This is a genomic window from Necropsobacter rosorum (assembly GCF_964241405.1).
Classification (GTDB): domain Bacteria; phylum Pseudomonadota; class Gammaproteobacteria; order Enterobacterales; family Pasteurellaceae; genus Necropsobacter; species Necropsobacter rosorum.
Window position 1 is genome coordinate 52811 of sequence record NZ_CAXSXF010000003.1, and the last position, 15301, is coordinate 68111.

The 15301-nt window shown below is 53.1% G+C and carries 15 protein-coding genes; 9 read left to right on the plus strand and 6 right to left on the minus strand.

Annotated features, from left to right (window positions below):
• Window positions 1-103: 103 nt before the first annotated feature.
• From ACESOH_RS06755 to ACESOH_RS06770, 4 genes are all read right to left on the minus strand, one after another.
• Complete coding sequence (locus tag ACESOH_RS06755) at window positions 104-382, minus strand: hypothetical protein (RefSeq protein ID WP_373100464.1); 279 nt, start codon at window positions 380-382, stop codon at window positions 104-106.
• Window positions 383-391: 9 nt separating this feature from the next.
• Entirely contained in the window at window positions 392-775 is a 384-nt protein-coding gene (locus ACESOH_RS06760) for a phage holin family protein (protein WP_032092217.1), read from the minus strand.
• A gap of 78 nt (window positions 776-853) precedes the next feature.
• Complete coding sequence (locus tag ACESOH_RS06765) at window positions 854-1165, minus strand: ElaB/YgaM/YqjD family protein (protein WP_373100465.1); 312 nt, start codon at window positions 1163-1165, stop codon at window positions 854-856.
• A gap of 96 nt (window positions 1166-1261) precedes the next feature.
• Window positions 1262-2017 (minus strand): Nif3-like dinuclear metal center hexameric protein, encoded by a 756-nt coding sequence (locus ACESOH_RS06770; RefSeq protein ID WP_373100675.1) that lies wholly within the window; start codon window positions 2015-2017, stop codon window positions 1262-1264.
• 120 nt (window positions 2018-2137) lie between these two features.
• On the opposite strand from ACESOH_RS06770, the gene hypB reads away from it, so the two are divergent.
• Genes hypB through hypE form a run of 3 tightly spaced genes read left to right on the plus strand, consistent with a single transcriptional unit; the run spans window position 2138 to window position 5074 of the window.
• Entirely contained in the window at window positions 2138-2935 is a 798-nt protein-coding gene (gene hypB / locus ACESOH_RS06775) for a hydrogenase nickel incorporation protein HypB (protein ID WP_373100466.1), read from the plus strand.
• Between the two features lie 9 nt (window positions 2936-2944).
• The gene (gene hypD / locus ACESOH_RS06780) at window positions 2945-4057 is read left to right on the plus strand and encodes a hydrogenase formation protein HypD (RefSeq protein ID WP_373100467.1); all 1113 of its coding nucleotides are present in this window, start codon (window positions 2945-2947) and stop codon (window positions 4055-4057) included.
• Window positions 4058-4060: 3 nt separating this feature from the next.
• On the plus strand, window positions 4061-5074 hold the full coding sequence (gene hypE, locus ACESOH_RS06785) for a hydrogenase expression/formation protein HypE (protein WP_373100468.1): 1014 nt from the start codon (window positions 4061-4063) through the stop codon (window positions 5072-5074).
• A 41-nt stretch (window positions 5075-5115) separates the two neighbouring features.
• Here the strand turns inward: hypE and hypF are convergent, their stop codons facing one another.
• Both hypF and hybG read right to left on the minus strand, forming a co-directional pair.
• The gene (gene hypF / locus ACESOH_RS06790) at window positions 5116-7395 is read right to left on the minus strand and encodes a carbamoyltransferase HypF (RefSeq protein WP_373100469.1); all 2280 of its coding nucleotides are present in this window, start codon (window positions 7393-7395) and stop codon (window positions 5116-5118) included.
• A gap of 12 nt (window positions 7396-7407) precedes the next feature.
• Window positions 7408-7683, minus strand: a complete 276-nt coding sequence (hybG, locus tag ACESOH_RS06795; protein ID WP_373100470.1) for a hydrogenase maturation factor HybG — start codon at window positions 7681-7683, stop codon at window positions 7408-7410.
• A 339-nt stretch (window positions 7684-8022) separates the two neighbouring features.
• Between hybG and ACESOH_RS06800 the strand changes: the two genes are divergently transcribed.
• Genes ACESOH_RS06800 through ACESOH_RS06825 form a run of 6 tightly spaced genes read left to right on the plus strand, consistent with a single transcriptional unit; the run spans window position 8023 to window position 15286 of the window.
• Window positions 8023-8622: a 4Fe-4S dicluster domain-containing protein gene (locus tag ACESOH_RS06800; RefSeq protein ID WP_373100471.1), complete on the plus strand. Its 600-nt coding sequence runs from the start codon at window positions 8023-8025 to the stop codon at window positions 8620-8622.
• Window positions 8623-8651: 29 nt separating this feature from the next.
• Window positions 8652-10673 carry a hydrogenase 4 subunit B gene (gene hyfB / locus ACESOH_RS06805; RefSeq protein ID WP_373100472.1) on the plus strand — a complete coding sequence of 674 codons (2022 nt, stop codon included), beginning with the start codon at window positions 8652-8654 and terminating at the stop codon, window positions 10671-10673.
• A gap of 10 nt (window positions 10674-10683) precedes the next feature.
• Window positions 10684-11646, plus strand: coding sequence for a respiratory chain complex I subunit 1 family protein (locus ACESOH_RS06810; protein WP_373100473.1), 963 nt, complete (start codon window positions 10684-10686; stop codon window positions 11644-11646).
• A 9-nt stretch (window positions 11647-11655) separates the two neighbouring features.
• Window positions 11656-13092, plus strand: a complete 1437-nt coding sequence (locus ACESOH_RS06815) for a hydrogenase 4 subunit D (protein WP_373100474.1) — start codon at window positions 11656-11658, stop codon at window positions 13090-13092.
• Window positions 13093-13101: 9 nt separating this feature from the next.
• A complete protein-coding gene (hyfE, locus tag ACESOH_RS06820) occupies window positions 13102-13740 on the plus strand; it encodes a hydrogenase 4 membrane subunit (protein WP_032092205.1) in 639 nt (212 codons plus the stop codon).
• A gap of 4 nt (window positions 13741-13744) precedes the next feature.
• Window positions 13745-15286 (plus strand): hydrogenase 4 subunit F, encoded by a 1542-nt coding sequence (locus ACESOH_RS06825; RefSeq protein WP_373100475.1) that lies wholly within the window; start codon window positions 13745-13747, stop codon window positions 15284-15286.
• The last annotated feature ends 15 nt before the right edge of the window (window positions 15287-15301 follow it).

Consider the following 15301-nt stretch of genomic DNA (forward strand, 5'->3'; position numbering starts at 1 on the left):
TGTGTTTTCCTTGATGTGATAAAAATTGCGGCAATTATACCCGTTTCTGTGATACAGGGCAATTATGGGGAAATTATGTCGGACCAGCCGGGTGCGGCGCGGATTAGCGATCTTGCGGAGGTTCTTTGCCGAGCAACCCGATCAATGCGACGCCTAGCCCCGAAAGCAACAGGTTGCGGACGGTAAATAAACGGTGGCTTAACAGATTAAGCAGCAACGAACGAATGATTGGCTGTGCCAGCGTCGAACCGATGAGGCTGAGATGATGTATCGGCTGGCTGATCTCCTGTCGGGCGGATTTGGTCTGCGTGCCGAATTTCAGCCGTAAGATTTCGCCTTTCAGTCGCAGCAGTTCTTTTTCTTCGTTCAGGCTTAATGGCATAACATTCTCCTAATCCTTGCGCGAAACGCCGGCCGCCTGTTTTAAGGCGCTGACATCGCGCTGTATTTCGGTTAAGGTCGATGACATAAAACGACGTTGCCGATTGAATAATCTCAGTATTATAAAAAGCAGAATCAGTACCGCCAGGCAAGCGACGGCGGTAATGCTGAAAAACACTGCGGCTTTGCTTTCCGGCGCCAGATAATGTTCCAATCCGAACAGCAGACTGATTAACCCGGTGAGTAAAAAAATAAACGTCAGCAGCAGTGCGCTTAATATGGCGAGCAGCGAATTTTTGAGCTGGATGAGCTCGATACTCATCATATGCAGACGGATTTGCGCCAGTTCCACGGCGGTAATAAACGCCCGTTTCATTTTGCCGATAATTTGCATTGTAACTCTTTATTCGTGTTTAATCGTCGGAAGAACGCCGGAAAGAAAGGGCCGCGCGGGGCAGCCCTGTCCGGATGATTATTTTTTGCTGATCAGCACGCCGAGTAATAAGCCGATAACCCCGGCGACCCCGATGGCTTTATACGGATTTTCCTGTACCAGTTCATCGGTTTGCTGGATAGCCCGTTTGGTTCTTTTTACGGTTTCTTCCTGCAGGGAACCGAATTGACCGCGTGCATCTTTCACCTGGGCGCTTAAGCGTTTTTTCAGCTTTTTCAGCTCATCGGCGCCGGCTTCGGTTTTTTCATTAAAGAGTTCTTCAGCATTATTCAGAATCTCGTCCAATTCCTCTAATAATTCTGCTCGTTTTTGCTCGAATGATTCACTCATAATGGTTCTCCTGTGTTGTTATTAATGCAAGACCTGTTAAATTTTATACTCGGCTTTGCACATGATGTCAAGCCGCACCGGATCGCGCCGCGGCACTTATACCGGGTTGTCGATGTCCTTAAATTCCACCTCGAAACCGTATTCCTGCGCCAGCCATTCGCCCAAGGCTTTGACCCCGTAACGCTCGGTGGCGTGGTGTCCGGCGGCAAAAAAAGCGATGCCCTGTTCTCGGGCGGAATGCACGGTTTGTTCCGATGCCTCGCCGCTGATAAAGGCATCCAGCCCCTGTGCCGCCGCCAGATCGATATAACCCTGACCGCCGCCGCTGCAAAGCCCGATGCGGCGGATTAAGTGCGGTGCGTTTTCGCCGCAAAATAAGGGTTTGCGCCGCAATACCTGTTCAATGCGGTGAGCCAAGGCATCGCCGCTTAACGGTGTGGATAATGTGCCGTACACCGGAATACTCAACGAACCCGGTTCCAGCGGTTGCAGATTTTCAATGCCGAGCAGCTGTGCCAGACGGGCGTTATTGCCGAGCTCAGGGTGAACGTCCAGTGGCAGATGATAAGCGTAAAGATTGATGTCGTGGGTCAGCAATGTTTTGAGCCGCCGTCCTTTCATTCCGCGCAGACAGGGATTTTCGTTTTTCCAGAAATAGCCGTGATGAACCAGCACGGCATCGGCGTGGCGGCTGACGGCATAATCCAGCAACGCCTGACAGGCGGTGACGCCGGTGATGATTGTTTTAACCTCCGTTTTGCCTTCCACCTGCAAACCGTTGGGCGCGTAGTCGGAAATGGCGTCGCTGCTGAGTTTTTGGTTGATAATACGTTCTAAAGCTAAATGATTCATCATATGCGCTAACCCCGGTGAAAAAATATATTTAACAGTGAGAATATGCTATTCTAGCGTGCATGAATTATCATAGACGCTAAGCATTGACAGCACAAATAAAAATTATCGAGGTGACTTATGTGTACAACCTGTGGCTGCGGCCATCCCGAACAGGTCAGAATCGGCGAATTACCGCATGCTCATGATGATTCCGCCGCGCAAAGTGCGGTGAAATTACCCGACTTTTCTCATTCTTCCTTCCGTCCGTCCGACGAGCCTCAACAAGAGGAAAGCCGCCGGCGCCTGCTGAAAGTGGAGCAGGATATTCTGGGCGAAAATAACCGGCTGGCGGAGATAAACCGCCGTTTTTTCGCACAACAGCATATTCTGGCGCTTAATCTGGTTTCCAGCCCGGGCTCGGGCAAAACGACCTTGCTGACGGCCACCTTAAACGCATTAAAACATCAACGTCCTTGCTATGTGATCGAAGGCGATCAGCAAACGGAAAACGATGCCGATCGCATTCGCGCCACCGGCGTGCCGGCGATTCAGGTCAATACCGGCAAAGGCTGCCATCTGGATGCGCAGATGATCGGCAATGCGCTGGCGAAATTGCGGCCGCAGGCAAACAGCCTGCTGTTTATTGAAAATGTCGGCAATCTGGTGTGCCCGTCGGAATTCGATTTGGGCGAACACGCTAAAGTGGTGATCCTGTCGGTGACGGAAGGCGAAGATAAACCGTTGAAATATCCGCATATGTTTGCCGCCGCCAAGTTGATGATTTTAAATAAAACCGATTTGCTGCCGTACTTGAATTTCGACGTGCAAAAATGTATTGCGTATGCCAAACGGGTCAACCCGGCGATTCAGGTCATTGCGCTGTCCGCCCAGAGCGGCGAAGGATTATCGCAATGGCTGGATTGGCTGCAAAAATAGGATCGTGCGATGCAGTTTGTTGATGAATTCCGCGATCCTGTACTGGCGAAAAGCCTGCTGCAGCGGCTGCGAAAACTGATGGAAAAATTACCGCACTTTACGCCGGACAATCCGCTATATTTGATGGAAGTCTGCGGCGGGCATACGCATACCATCTTTAAATTCGGGCTGGATCGGCTATTGCCGCCAAGTATCGAATTTATCCACGGGCCGGGCTGTCCGGTGTGTGTGTTGCCGATGGGGCGGATCGATGTGTGTATCGAGATCGCCCGCCGTCCGGATGTTATTTTCTGTACCTTCGGCGATGCCATGCGGGTGCGCGGGCGGCAGGGATCTTTACTGGAAGCCAAAGCGCAGGGCGCGGATGTGCGTATCGTCTATTCGCCGCTGGATGCGCTGAATATCGCCTTTCATCATCCGCACAAACAGGTGGTGTTTTTTTCGCTCGGCTTTGAAACCACCATGCCGAGTGCGGCGGTAACGTTGCAGCAGGCGAAAAAACAGCAGGCGGACAATTTTTTTGTGGTATGCCAGAATATCACCATTATCCCTACTTTACACAGCCTGCTGGCGCAGGAACAGGTGAAAATCGACGGTTTTATCGCGCCGGGTCATGTCAGTATGGTGATCGGCTCCGAACCTTATCGGGCGCTGTGCGACGCATATCATAAACCCTTTGTGATCACAGGCTTTGAACCGTTGGATATCCTGCAGGCGATCGTCATGCTGGTGACGCAGTTTGTCGAACGACGCTGTACGGTGGAAAATCAATATAAACGCATTGTGCAGCCGCAGGGCAATGTGTTGGCGCAACAGGCGATGCGCGAGGTTTTTCGCCTTAAAGCCAGCAGCGAATGGCGCGGTTTGGGGGAAATCGCCGAATCCGGCGTGGAACTGACGGCGCCGTATCGTAACTTTGACGCCGAAATCCGCTTCGCCACTCAGCCGCAACAAGTGGCCGATGATCCCGACTCCCGCTGCGGCGAAGTGCTGATCGGCAAATGTAAGCCCGCCGATTGCCCGTTATTTGCGCAAAAATGCCATCCCGATAATGCTTACGGTGCGTTAATGGTGTCTTCCGAAGGCGCATGCGCCGCCTATTATCAATACCGACGAGAATAATCTATGACTGATTTTATTACTATGGCGCACGGCAACGGCGGCGCTGCAATGCAACAGCTGATCCGCGATTATTTTGTCGCCGCGTTTGATAATCCGCTGCTTGCCCAAGGCGAAGATCAGGCGCGCATACCTTTGCAGAACATGGCGGCCTGCGGCGGAACGCTGGCATTTTCCACCGACAGCTTTGTGATTGACCCGATTTTTTTTCCCGGCGGGGATATCGGCAAACTGGCGGTGTGCGGTACGGCCAACGACGTGGCGGTGTGCGGCGCCGTGCCGAAATATTTATCCTGCGGGTTTATGCTGGAAGAAGGGCTGCCGCTGGCCGAATTAAAGCGGTTGATTCAATCCATGGCGCAAACCTGTCGCGCAGCCGGCATTGAGGTGGTGACCGGCGACACCAAAGTAGTGCCGAAAGGCGCGGTGGACAAAATTTTTATCAACACCGCCGGCATCGGCGTGATTCCCGACGGACTGGATTGGGGCGTACACCGCATTCAGGCCGGCGATCAACTCATCGTCAGCGGCACATTGGGCGACCACGGCGCGACCATTTTAAACCTGCGTGAAAAGCTCGGCATTCAAACGGATTTATGCAGCGATTGCGCGGTGCTGGCGCCGCTGATCGCCTGTCTGCGTCCTCTCGACGGCGTGAAAGCCGTGCGGGATGCCACCCGCGGCGGAGTAAACGCCGTGCTGCACGAATTCGCCCAGTCGCAGCGGCTGGGGATGCAAATTGACGAAAATGCCCTGCCGATTCGGCGGGAAGTACGCGGGATCTGCGAATTGCTCGGATTGGACGCGCTGAATTTCGCCAATGAGGGCAAACTGGTGATTGTTGCGGATAAACAAGAAACCGCGCAAATTCTGACCGCACTTCGCCGCCACCCGTTAGGCGAAAACGCCGCCGTCATCGGCGAAGTCACCACCGACGGCAAAGTCCGCGCCACCGGCATTTTCGGTCAAAGTCGCCTGCTGGATTTACCATCCAACGAACCCTTACCGCGAATCTGTTAGGCGAAACACCGGTTTAATTGACAATGGCGTCTTGTCTTCAATTAAACCGGTTTATCCGTTTGCCTATGCGCCGCAATTACCGCCTGACCTAAACTTAACCCGCCGTCGCCCATAGGGAACTGCTGGGCGCTGAGCAGATGAAATGGGCGCAGGTTTTCTTTTAATAAGCGGCGCAGCAATTGATTGTGCATAACCCCGCCGGACAGTACGATGGTGCGGCATTGGTAGCGGCGTGCGCCGTCGGCCGCCAGTCGGGCGAAACCTTGTGCCAGCGCATAGTGGAAGGCGAAGGCTTTATCGGCGGGGGCGGCGCGGTAATCCAACCAGCTTTGCCAGAATGCGGCGAGATCCAATTGATTGCCGATAAGCGGCATATTGACCGGAATAGTCACCGCACTTTGCGCCTTTGTGGCGAAGGCCGAACGATTTGCCAGCGCTTCCAGACGGCAGGCGGCTTCGCCCTCCCAGGAAACGCGCGGCGGTGCGATGCCCAGCCCGTAGGCCACCGCGTCAAACAAGCGGCCGGCGGAGGAGGCCGGCGGGCAATTTAACCCGCGTTCAATGGCATTGCTTAATGCGTGCCAATGGGGTTCGGTGCAGGTTGCGGCGAGGATTTCCCGCCACTGCGGTACAAATTGATGCAGGTGCGCCAGCCAGTTGCGCCAAGGCTGTGTTGCCGCCAGATCGCCACCGGGCAGCGCAACGGCGGGCAAGCCGCCTAAATATTGGCTGTGGCGATAATCCGCCAGCAGGCATTCGCCGCCCCACAGCCGTCCGTTTTCGCCCATGCCGATACCGTCCAGCGCCAGACCGATGACCGGCTCATTACAATGGTGTTCCGCCATGACGCTGACAATATGGGCATGATGATGCAGCACTTCGACCGGCGTCGCCTGTTGCTGTGCGGCAAGCTGTCTGCCGACGGCGGAGGAAAAATAGCCCGGGTGCGCATCGACCGCGATAACCTGCGGCGTAAACTGATAAATATGTTGAAATAAAGCCAGATTCTCGCGTAATTGTGACCGCACTTTTTCGTTTGCGGTATCGCCAATATGCTGGCTGAGTACGGCTTTATCGCCGCGCAGCAGGCAGAAAGTGTTTTTCAGATCGGCGCCCAGTGCCAGCACGTTTTTTGTACTACGAGTGGCAAGCGGCATTTCGTCCGGCACATAACCGCGCGCGCGACGCAGGGTTTCCGGCCCGTCGAAAGCGACGCGAAGCAGGCTGTCGTCGGCGCGCTGTAAAATATCACGGTTGTGGCAAAGATAAAAATCCGCCAAATCGGCCAGATTTTCCACCGCACTTTTATTCTCCAGCACCGGCGGCTGCCCGCTCGGATTGGCGGAGGTCATCACCAGCGGGCGGTCGACCGCGCGCAGCAGCAAATGCTGCAACGGATTACTCGGCAGCATCACGCCGATTTCCTGTAAATATGGTGCGATGTTATCGGCCAGATGTGGCACTTTGTGTTTGGCCAGCAGCACAATCGGCGCGGCGCTGCCGGTCAGCAAATCGCGTTCCGGCGCGGTTAAATCTTGCAGAAAATGCAGCTCGGGTACCATAACCGCCAGCGGTTTGGTCGGCCGCCGTTTTCGCCGGCGTAATAACTCGACCGCCGCTCGGTTGCCGGCATCACAGGCCAGATGAAAACCGCCCAGCCCTTTAACGGCGATGATATTGCCCTGTCGTAATAAAAGTGCGGTGTGTTGCAGCGCCGTTTCGTGAGTGGCGAGAATCTGTTGCCGATCCTGTAGCCAGATATGCGGGCCGCACGCCGGGCAGGCATTGGGCTGGGCATGAAAACGGCGATCGGCGGGGTCGCGGTATTCTTTTTCGCATTGCGGACAAAGCGGAAAAGCCGCCATCGCGGTGTTTTTCCGATCGTAGGGAATGGCCTTGATAATGGTGAAACGCGGGCCGCAATGGGTGCAGTTGGTAAACGGGTAGTGATAGCGCCGGTTATCGGGATCGAATAACTCCGCCAGACAATGCGGGCAGGTTGCGGCGTCGGGAATAATTTGCGTGTCCATTTGCGTGTTTTCGCTTTCCCGAATGTGAAAGCCGGCGGTGGGCGGGGTCGGCCAGTTGGTATCGCGCCGGATAATCTCGCTAATCTGCGCCAGCGGCGGCAGGCGGGTTTGCAGGTCGGCTAAAAACCGTTCGAGCGCCTCGCCGGGCGGGGCGGCAAAACGGATCAACACGCCTTGTCCGTCGTTATTCACATCGCCGTTCAACCCGTGTTGATTCGCCAGCTGCCACACGAAAGGGCGGAATCCCACGCCTTGTACTTTGCCTTTTATGCGTAATTCAACCCCTTGCATTATGCCGTCCTGTCATTTTTGATTCAGACCGAGAAAATCGCCCACTTCGTGTTCCAGCTGGCTCATGGCAATCAGCGCCTGCTGAGTTTGTTTTGCTTCTTGTTCATCAATAATCGTCATGGCAAAACCGACATGCACCAGCACCCATTTGCCGAGCAGGCATTTCGGATCGTCCTGACAAATTAATGAAATATTGACCTCTCTTTTGACTCCGCACACATCGACCACGGCAAGCTGCAATGCGCTGTCCGCCACTTGTACGATCTGCCCCGGAATGCCTAAACACATAATTTGTCCTTAGTTGGAATGTTGATGAGATGGATAGTTTGCGACGCGCCGATGAATGTGCTAACGCGCGCTGTCGGGCGCCGATTTTAGCATATAAATTTGCGCGGCGAAATTGAAAGCATGCCGCAAATAACATTTTATTAAATTTTAACTAATTGTTTTAGCATGAAATTATTTCATTTTACGTTTATGTAACGATTCCGTCACGACGGTGAAAATCTTTGTGATCCAAATCAAAATTTGCCTAATTCTTGCTTGAGCTTTAATTTTTTGCGGGAGTATCCTTACAACCTGAGTGGTTATTATAAAAATGTATATTTTACATACAAGGGGGAGAATATGAACCGTTTTGTAATCGGTGATCCGCAAGGATGTATCGGATGCAATACCTGTATGGCGGCTTGCAGCGAAGTGCATAAGGCTTTCGGTTTGCAGGCGCATCCGCGCTTGGAGGTGATGCGCAATGAGGATATTACCGTGCCGATTTTGTGTCGCCATTGTGATGATGCGCCCTGCGCCACCGTTTGCCCGGTACATGCGATTACGCATAAAGATCAAACCATTCAGCTCAATGAAAGTCTTTGTATCGGCTGTAAACTGTGCGCTATCGCCTGTCCTTTCGGCGCCATCACCCAACACGGCAGTTCGCCGCTGGATATGCCGGTTTATTATGAACATTTTTCTTTTCAGGATGCCGTTGCCCGTGATATTCGCACCGCGCCGGATAATACCGACGTGCATAATATGCTGGCATGGCAGCCGGGCGTCAGAGCCGTCGCGGTGAAATGCGATCTTTGTTATTTCCGCGCAGAAGGGCCGGCCTGCGTACAAACCTGTCCGACCAAAACCTTATTTTTAATCAGTGATGAAAGTATCACGCAAGCCAATAGAGCCAAACGGGAACAAGCCATGACGGCATCCCCCGCTATTGCGAAATAAATTATCCGTTTTAAGCAATGGAGTGAATTATGAGTTATCCGATAAGTTTACTCATCACTGCTTTGTTGATTTATATCGTTGGTGCGTTCGTTTCTCTGCTTAGCAGCCGCAACGAACAACTTGCAATCAATATATCCGGCGTGACCGGTATCATTGGTGGAGCATTGGGCATTATCGCCTGCGCCCCCGTTCTAATGAGCAGCAATGCAGTTATTGACGTATTTCAAACCCCTTTTGAATTTGCCCGTTTTTCTATCCGCATAGACGGTCTGGCCGCCTTTATGGTGTGCGTGATTTCTTTGCTGGTGGTGGTAAGTGCGCTGTATTCGTTTTCTTATGTGCAAGAATATAAAGGCAAAGGCGCAGGCTACATGGGCTTTTTTATGAATCTGTTTATCGCCTCGATGATTGCCCTGGTGGTGTGTGACAACGCGTTTTATTTTCTGGTGTTTTTTGAAATGATGTCGCTGGCCTCCTATTTTCTGGTGCTGACCGAACAGGATGACGATGCGGTGAATGCGGGATTGCTGTATTTCTTTATCGCTCATGCCGGTTCGGTGTTGATTATGATCGCCTTTTTCATTTTTTATACCGAGTCCGGCAGCTTTGAATTTGAGGCGTTCCGTCAGACTAAGCTTTCCCAACCGCTGGCCTTTACGGTGTTTATGCTGGCGTTTTTAGGGTTCGGTGCCAAAGCCGGTATGATCCCGCTGCACGGCTGGCTGCCGAAAGCACACCCGGCGGCGCCGTCTCACGCTTCTGCGCTGATGTCGGGGGTGATGGTGAAAATCGGTATTTTCGGCATTATCAAAGTCGGCATTGATTTACTGGGCGCCGACAATCTGTGGTTCGGCGTCATCGTATTGGGATTCGGTGCGGTGTCCTCTGTACTCGGTGTGTTGTATGCCCTTGCCGAACACGATATTAAAAAACTGCTTGCTTATCATACGGTGGAAAACGTCGGCATTATTATGATGGGCGTCGGCGTCGGTATGATCGGCATTGCGCTAAAACAGCCGGTGCTGGCGGTGGTCGGTTTGCTCGGCGGTTTATACCATTTGCTCAATCATGCGGTATTTAAAGGTTTGCTGTTTCTCGGCGCCGGTTCGGTGATGTACCGCTTACACACTAAAGATATGGATTTAATGGGCGGTCTGGGGAAATTAATGCCTTATACCGCATTTTGTTTTCTTATCGGCACCATGGCGATTTCCGCTTTGCCGCCGTTTAACGGTTTCGTCAGCGAATGGTTTACTTATCAGTCTTTGTTCAGTTTAAGTCTGGAACAAAACATTGTACTTAAATTAGCCGGCCCGATCGCAATCGTGATGCTGGCGCTGACCGGCGCGCTGGCGGCATTGTGTTTTGTGAAGGTGTACGGCATCAGCTTCGGCGGTATGCCGCGCAGCGAAAAGGCGGCGCAGGCGCGTGAAGTGCCGAAACCGATGGTGGTGAGTATGGCGCTGCTGGCGCTGTGCTGTCTGTTGTTAGGCCTGGGCGCATCGGTCGTGACACCGATTATTGCCCGCATTGCCACCGCACTTTCCGCGCTGCCGGCGTTTCCGCTGGCGGAAAATTCGATTGTGGTTTCTTCTCCTCAGCCTTATACCGCACTTTCCACGCCGATGCTGACAATCATGCTGATTGCGTTTTTCCTGCTGCCGTTTGCCTATTACGCGCTGACCGGCAAAGGTCGTCTTGCCGATCGGCCGAAAGGCAATCCTTGGGCCTGCGGTTATGCTTATGAAGCGGATATGGCGGCCTCTGCGGGCAGTTTCACCCGGCCGCTGCGTATTATGTTCAAACCGCTTTATACGCTGCGTCGCACGCTTGATCCCGCTCCGCTCGGACAAAAAGGCATTGATGCCGTCATCCGCGCCTCCGGCAAACTGGAACCGGTCTGGGAAGAGAAGCTGACCATGCCGATAGCTCATGTGATTCCGAAACTGGCGGCCAAACTGCAATGGCTGCAAAGCGGCGATTTCCGCGTGTATTGCGTGTATTTCGTGCTGGCGCTGGTCGTACTGTTATTCACGACGGCGCTCGTGTAAGGAGATAAGAATGATGACATTACCTTCAGAAATCGCCGGCGGCGGCGCGATGTTTCTGCTGGCGGTCGTGCAGGCGCTGTTATTGTTGCTGCTGGCACCGTTGTTTTCCGGCATTTCCCGTATGATCCGGGCGCGCATTCAATCCCGTCGCGGGCCGGGAATATTACAGGATTACCGCGATATCGCCAAATTAATGAAACGGCAGAATATCCTGCCGGATAACGCGGGATTGGTGTCCAAAGCCATGCCTTATGTGTTGATCGCCTCGGTATCGGTAGTGGCGATGAGCCTGCCGCTGTTTACGCTGGCCTCGCCGTTCGGTGCCGGTGGCGATTTGATTACCGCGATTTATTTGTTCGCCCTGTTCCGTTTCTTTTTCTCCATTGCCGGTCTGGACAGCAACAGCACCTTTGCCGCGCTGGGCGCCAGCCGTGAAGTGACGCTGGGCGTGCTGGTGGAGCCGGTATTAATGTTGGGGTTATTGGTGGTGGCGTTGATTGTCGGTTCCACCAATTTCGGTGTGATCAGCACCGCGCTGGCAACCCGGCACTGGGTCTCGCCCGTCGCCACTATACTGGCATTGATCGCCTGCGCCTTTGCCGTTTTTATCGAAATGGGCAAAATTCCCTTTGACCTGGCGGAAGCGGAACAGGAACTGCAGGAAGGGCCGCTGACCGAATATTCCGGCCCGGCGCTGGCGTTGATCAAAATCGGTCTGAGCCTGAAAGCCATGGTGGTGGCCGCGATTTTTGTCAGTGTGCTGCTGCCGTTCGGTGCGGCGCGCGAGACGAGCCTAAGTGCGGTGCTTTTCGGCGCAGTTTTTTTCCTGCTGAAATTAGTGATTGCCTATGTACTTGCCTGTGTGATTGAAAACAGTCTGGCGCGTACCCGGTTTATGCTCACCGGTCGCTTTACCGTCGTCGGCTTCGGCATTTCGGTGCTGGCGTTTGTGTTTTATCTGACCGGATTATAAGGGGGAAAAATGGACTTTTTATCACTCATCACCATCGTTTTACCCTTTATCGGCGCGCTGCTGGTCGGGGCGAGCAAAAAATCTTTCGCCAAAACCGCAACCTTGATTGCCGCACTGGCGACGCTGTCAAGTCTGTTACTGGCGCAGCAATGGTATGCGCACGGCAGACTGAGCGTCAGTTATGATTTGGTTCGCGTCGGGCAGACGGTGATTTTCGGCATTACGTTAGATGCGGTCAGCACCTTAATCTGCGTGGCGGTGGTGGCGCTCGGTTTCTTGATTATGCTCTATTCCTGCGGGTATTTGACGGCGGCAAACCGCGAACATCCGCACGCCGGATTACCGCGTTTTTATGCCTTGCTACTGGTTTTCATCGGCGCTATGGCAGGCGTGGTGCTGTCTTCCACCTTAGTCGGGCAGTTGCTGTTTTTTGAAATTACCGGTGCCTGTTCCTGGGCGTTAATCAGCTATTATCAAACGCCGAAAGCGATGGCCTCCGCCATGAAAGCGTTGATTATCACCCATATCGGCGCCATCGGTTTATATCTTGCGGCGGCCTTTTTATTCAGCAAAACCGGCACCTTCTCAGTTGCTGCGTTGGAGCAACTGGATCCGGGCAGTAAAACGCTGGTGCTATTCGGTGTGATGTTCGCCGCCTGGGGCAAATCGGCGCAATTGCCGATGCAGATTTGGCTGCCGAACGCGATGGAAGCGCCGACCCCGGTCAGCGCCTATTTGCACGCCGCGTCAATGGTGAAAGTCGGGGTGTATATTTTTGCCCGCGCGGTGATGTCCGCCGGAGAAATACCGCCGTTGGTGGGTGAAGTCGGTATGGTGATGGCGATGATCACGCTGGTGTACGGTTTTCTGATGTATTTACCGCAAACGGATTTAAAACGTCTGCTGGCGTATTCCACCATTACTCAGCTGGCTTATATTTTTATCGGTCTGTCTTTGGCGGCGTTAGGTTCCAAACTGGCGTTCGTCGCCGCAATTGCGTATATCTTTAACCATGCCTTTGCCAAAAGCCTGTTTTTTCTGGTCGCCGGTTCGTTAAGTTATGCCACCGGCAGCCGCATGATGCCGCGTCTGCGCGGGATTATGCGCACTATGCCGCTGGTGGGTACCGGCTTCGGCATTGCCGCTCTGGCGATTGCCGGAGTGCCGCCGTTTAACGGGTTTTTCAGTAAGTTTCCGCTGTTTGCGGCGGGTTTTCAATTGGGCGGTGAATACGGCTGGGTGACGATTCTGATGATTATCGCGCTGCTTGAAAGTATCGCGACATTTGTCTGGTTGCTGTACAAATTCGGGCAATGCGTGATAGGCGAGCCTTCACCAGATGTGATAAATGCGCAGCCGCTGCCGTTTTCCATGCGCGTGGTGCTGGTGATCCTGATGGTGATGTCGGTGTTATCCAGCGTGATTGCCGCCTGGTGGCTCGGTTAAGGAGGAATGATGTTAATAATAAATACCTTGGCGGGATTGCTGATTTTGACATCTTTATGTGTGATCGCCGCGAAAACGGCGAAAAAATCCGCCGTCTTTTATGCTTTGCAGTCTTTGGTGCTGGTGTTGCTGTTTGTGTGTCTGGCGCACGAAATGCAGGCGCATGAACTGTATATGTGGTCGATCGGTGCGTTTATCACCAAAGTGCTGCTGGTGCCGGCGCTGTTAATCCACGCGCTGAAAAAACTGGACGAAAGCAACACGCCGGCGGGGCTGAACGGTGCCTGGCTGATTCCGATTGTCGCCGTGATTGTGGTGCTGTGTTATTGGGTGGTTATGCCGATTACGTTGCCGCTGGTGGCGCATTTAAAACCGGTGCTGTCCGTTTCTCTCAGCCATTTTTTATTGGGACTGCTGTGTATCGTCAGCCAGCGCAATATTCTGAAACAGGTGTTCGGGTATTGCTTAATGGAAAACGGCTCCCATTTAACGCTGGCGCTGCTGGCCAATAAAGCGCCGGAACTGGTGGAAATCGGTATCGCCACCGACGCGGTGTTTGCGGTGCTGATTATGGTGATTCTGGTGAATAAAATTTACCGCAAAATTCACACGCTGGACGCCAAACAACTGACAGAATTGAAGGGGTGAGACGATGCTTGAATTAGGATGGATCTACGGCTTACTGCTTGCACCTTTGTGCGTGTCGCTCGGCTGTTTTGCCACATTAAAAGCGGAAAATCGTAAAATTTGCACCGCACTTCATATTACCGGTCTGGCGCTGATGTTTATTTTCGCACTGAAAGTGATCGCCGATGTGCTGACCTACGGGGCGCTGACTGCGCTCGGACAATGGATTTATATCGACAGTCTGGCGGCGATTTTTATCGGTTTGATCGGTATCGTCGGTGTGCTGGCCGGCATTTATTCCATCGGTTATATCAATACCGAAGCGGCGCGGGGGCATATTGATACGAAAGGCTATACGCTGTATTACGGTTTTCTGCACCTGTTCTTTTTTACCATGCTGGTTTCGGTGACCACCAATAATCTGATTCTGATGTGGGTGGGGATCGAAGCCACCACATTAAGTTCGGCGTTTCTGGTGGGCACTTATAAGCAGCGTACTTCGCTGGAAGCCGCCTGGAAATATATCATCATTTGTTCCGTCGGGGTGGCATTCGGGCTATACGGCACGATTCTGACCTTCTCCGATGCCAACAGTCTGCTCAGCGATCCGACGCAAGCGATTTTCTGGTCGGCGATCAATCAGCAGGCGGGCGGATTAAACGCCACCTTAATGCATCTGGCGTTCGTGTTTATCTTAATCGGTTTCGGTACCAAGTGCGGTCTGTTCCCGATGCATACCTGGCTGCCCGATGCGCACAGTGAGGCGCCAAGCCCGGTGAGCGCGATTTTATCCGCCGTTTTGCTCAATTGTGCGATGCTGGTGGTGCTGCGCTATTACATTCTGGTATCCAAAGCGGTGGGGCCGGCCTATCCGCAAACCCTGTTATTGGTATTCGGTTTGCTGTCCGTTGCGGTTGCTGCGTTGTTTATCATTATTCAGTCCGATATCAAGCGCCTGTTGGCCTATTCCAGTGTTGAAAATATGGGGCTGATCAGTTTTGCTTTCGGGCTCGGCGGGCCGCTGGGAATGTTCGCCGGTTTATTGCATACGATCAATCATAGCCTGGCAAAAACGCTGTTATTCTGTGTGTCCGGCAATATTTTGCTGAAATATAACACGCGCGATATGAACCGAATCAGCGGGTTATGGCGGGTTGCGCCGGTCAGTGCGGTGCTGTTTGCCGCCGGCGCGCTGGCGCTGGGCGGTATTCCGCCGTTTAACGTGTTTGTCAGCGAGTTCAGTATCGTGGCGGCCGGGATTTATGCGGAAAAAGGCTGGCTGGTGGTGCTGTGTCTGATCCTGCTGACCATTGTGCTTGCCGGTTTGGCGATGATGGTATTGAAAATCGTGCTGGGCAAACGGCCCGAACAGATTGAAGCGGGGGAAACGGATAGCATGTCGTTGATCGTCATGGCGATATTGTTGCTTTTAATGCTTGGAATGGGACTTTATATTGCCGAGCCGGTTTTACAATTATTAACTAATGCGGCGGGCATTCTGCTGGGGCAGGAAAATATCGCTTTCGGTGAGATGTTGGCATTGCCTTGGCAGTCTTTAGGTAAGTAGTGCGGGGGAAAATAA

Bases quoted from the DNA above. Each gene is read 5' to 3' on its own strand.
- ACESOH_RS06770 (WP_373100675.1), bottom strand. From the start codon at position 2,017: ATGAATCATTTAGCTTTAGAACGTATTATCAACCAAAAACTCAGCAGC.
- hybG (WP_373100470.1), bottom strand. From the start codon at position 7,683: ATGTGTTTAGGCATTCCGGGGCAGATCGTACAAGTGGCGGACAGCGCA.
- ACESOH_RS06765 (WP_373100465.1), bottom strand. From the start codon at position 1,165: ATGAGTGAATCATTCGAGCAAAAACGAGCAGAATTATTAGAGGAATTG.
- hypE (WP_373100468.1), top strand. From the start codon at position 4,061: ATGACTGATTTTATTACTATGGCGCACGGCAACGGCGGCGCTGCAATG.
- hypD (WP_373100467.1), top strand. From the start codon at position 2,945: ATGCAGTTTGTTGATGAATTCCGCGATCCTGTACTGGCGAAAAGCCTG.
- ACESOH_RS06810 (WP_373100473.1), top strand. From the start codon at position 10,684: ATGATGACATTACCTTCAGAAATCGCCGGCGGCGGCGCGATGTTTCTG.
- hyfE (WP_032092205.1), top strand. From the start codon at position 13,102: ATGTTAATAATAAATACCTTGGCGGGATTGCTGATTTTGACATCTTTA.
- ACESOH_RS06755 (WP_373100464.1), bottom strand. From the start codon at position 382: ATGCCATTAAGCCTGAACGAAGAAAAAGAACTGCTGCGACTGAAAGGC.
- ACESOH_RS06800 (WP_373100471.1), top strand. From the start codon at position 8,023: ATGAACCGTTTTGTAATCGGTGATCCGCAAGGATGTATCGGATGCAAT.
- hypB (WP_373100466.1), top strand. From the start codon at position 2,138: ATGTGTACAACCTGTGGCTGCGGCCATCCCGAACAGGTCAGAATCGGC.
- ACESOH_RS06760 (WP_032092217.1), bottom strand. From the start codon at position 775: ATGCAAATTATCGGCAAAATGAAACGGGCGTTTATTACCGCCGTGGAA.
- ACESOH_RS06825 (WP_373100475.1), top strand. From the start codon at position 13,745: ATGCTTGAATTAGGATGGATCTACGGCTTACTGCTTGCACCTTTGTGC.
- ACESOH_RS06815 (WP_373100474.1), top strand. From the start codon at position 11,656: ATGGACTTTTTATCACTCATCACCATCGTTTTACCCTTTATCGGCGCG.
- hyfB (WP_373100472.1), top strand. From the start codon at position 8,652: ATGAGTTATCCGATAAGTTTACTCATCACTGCTTTGTTGATTTATATC.
- hypF (WP_373100469.1), bottom strand. From the start codon at position 7,395: ATGCAAGGGGTTGAATTACGCATAAAAGGCAAAGTACAAGGCGTGGGA.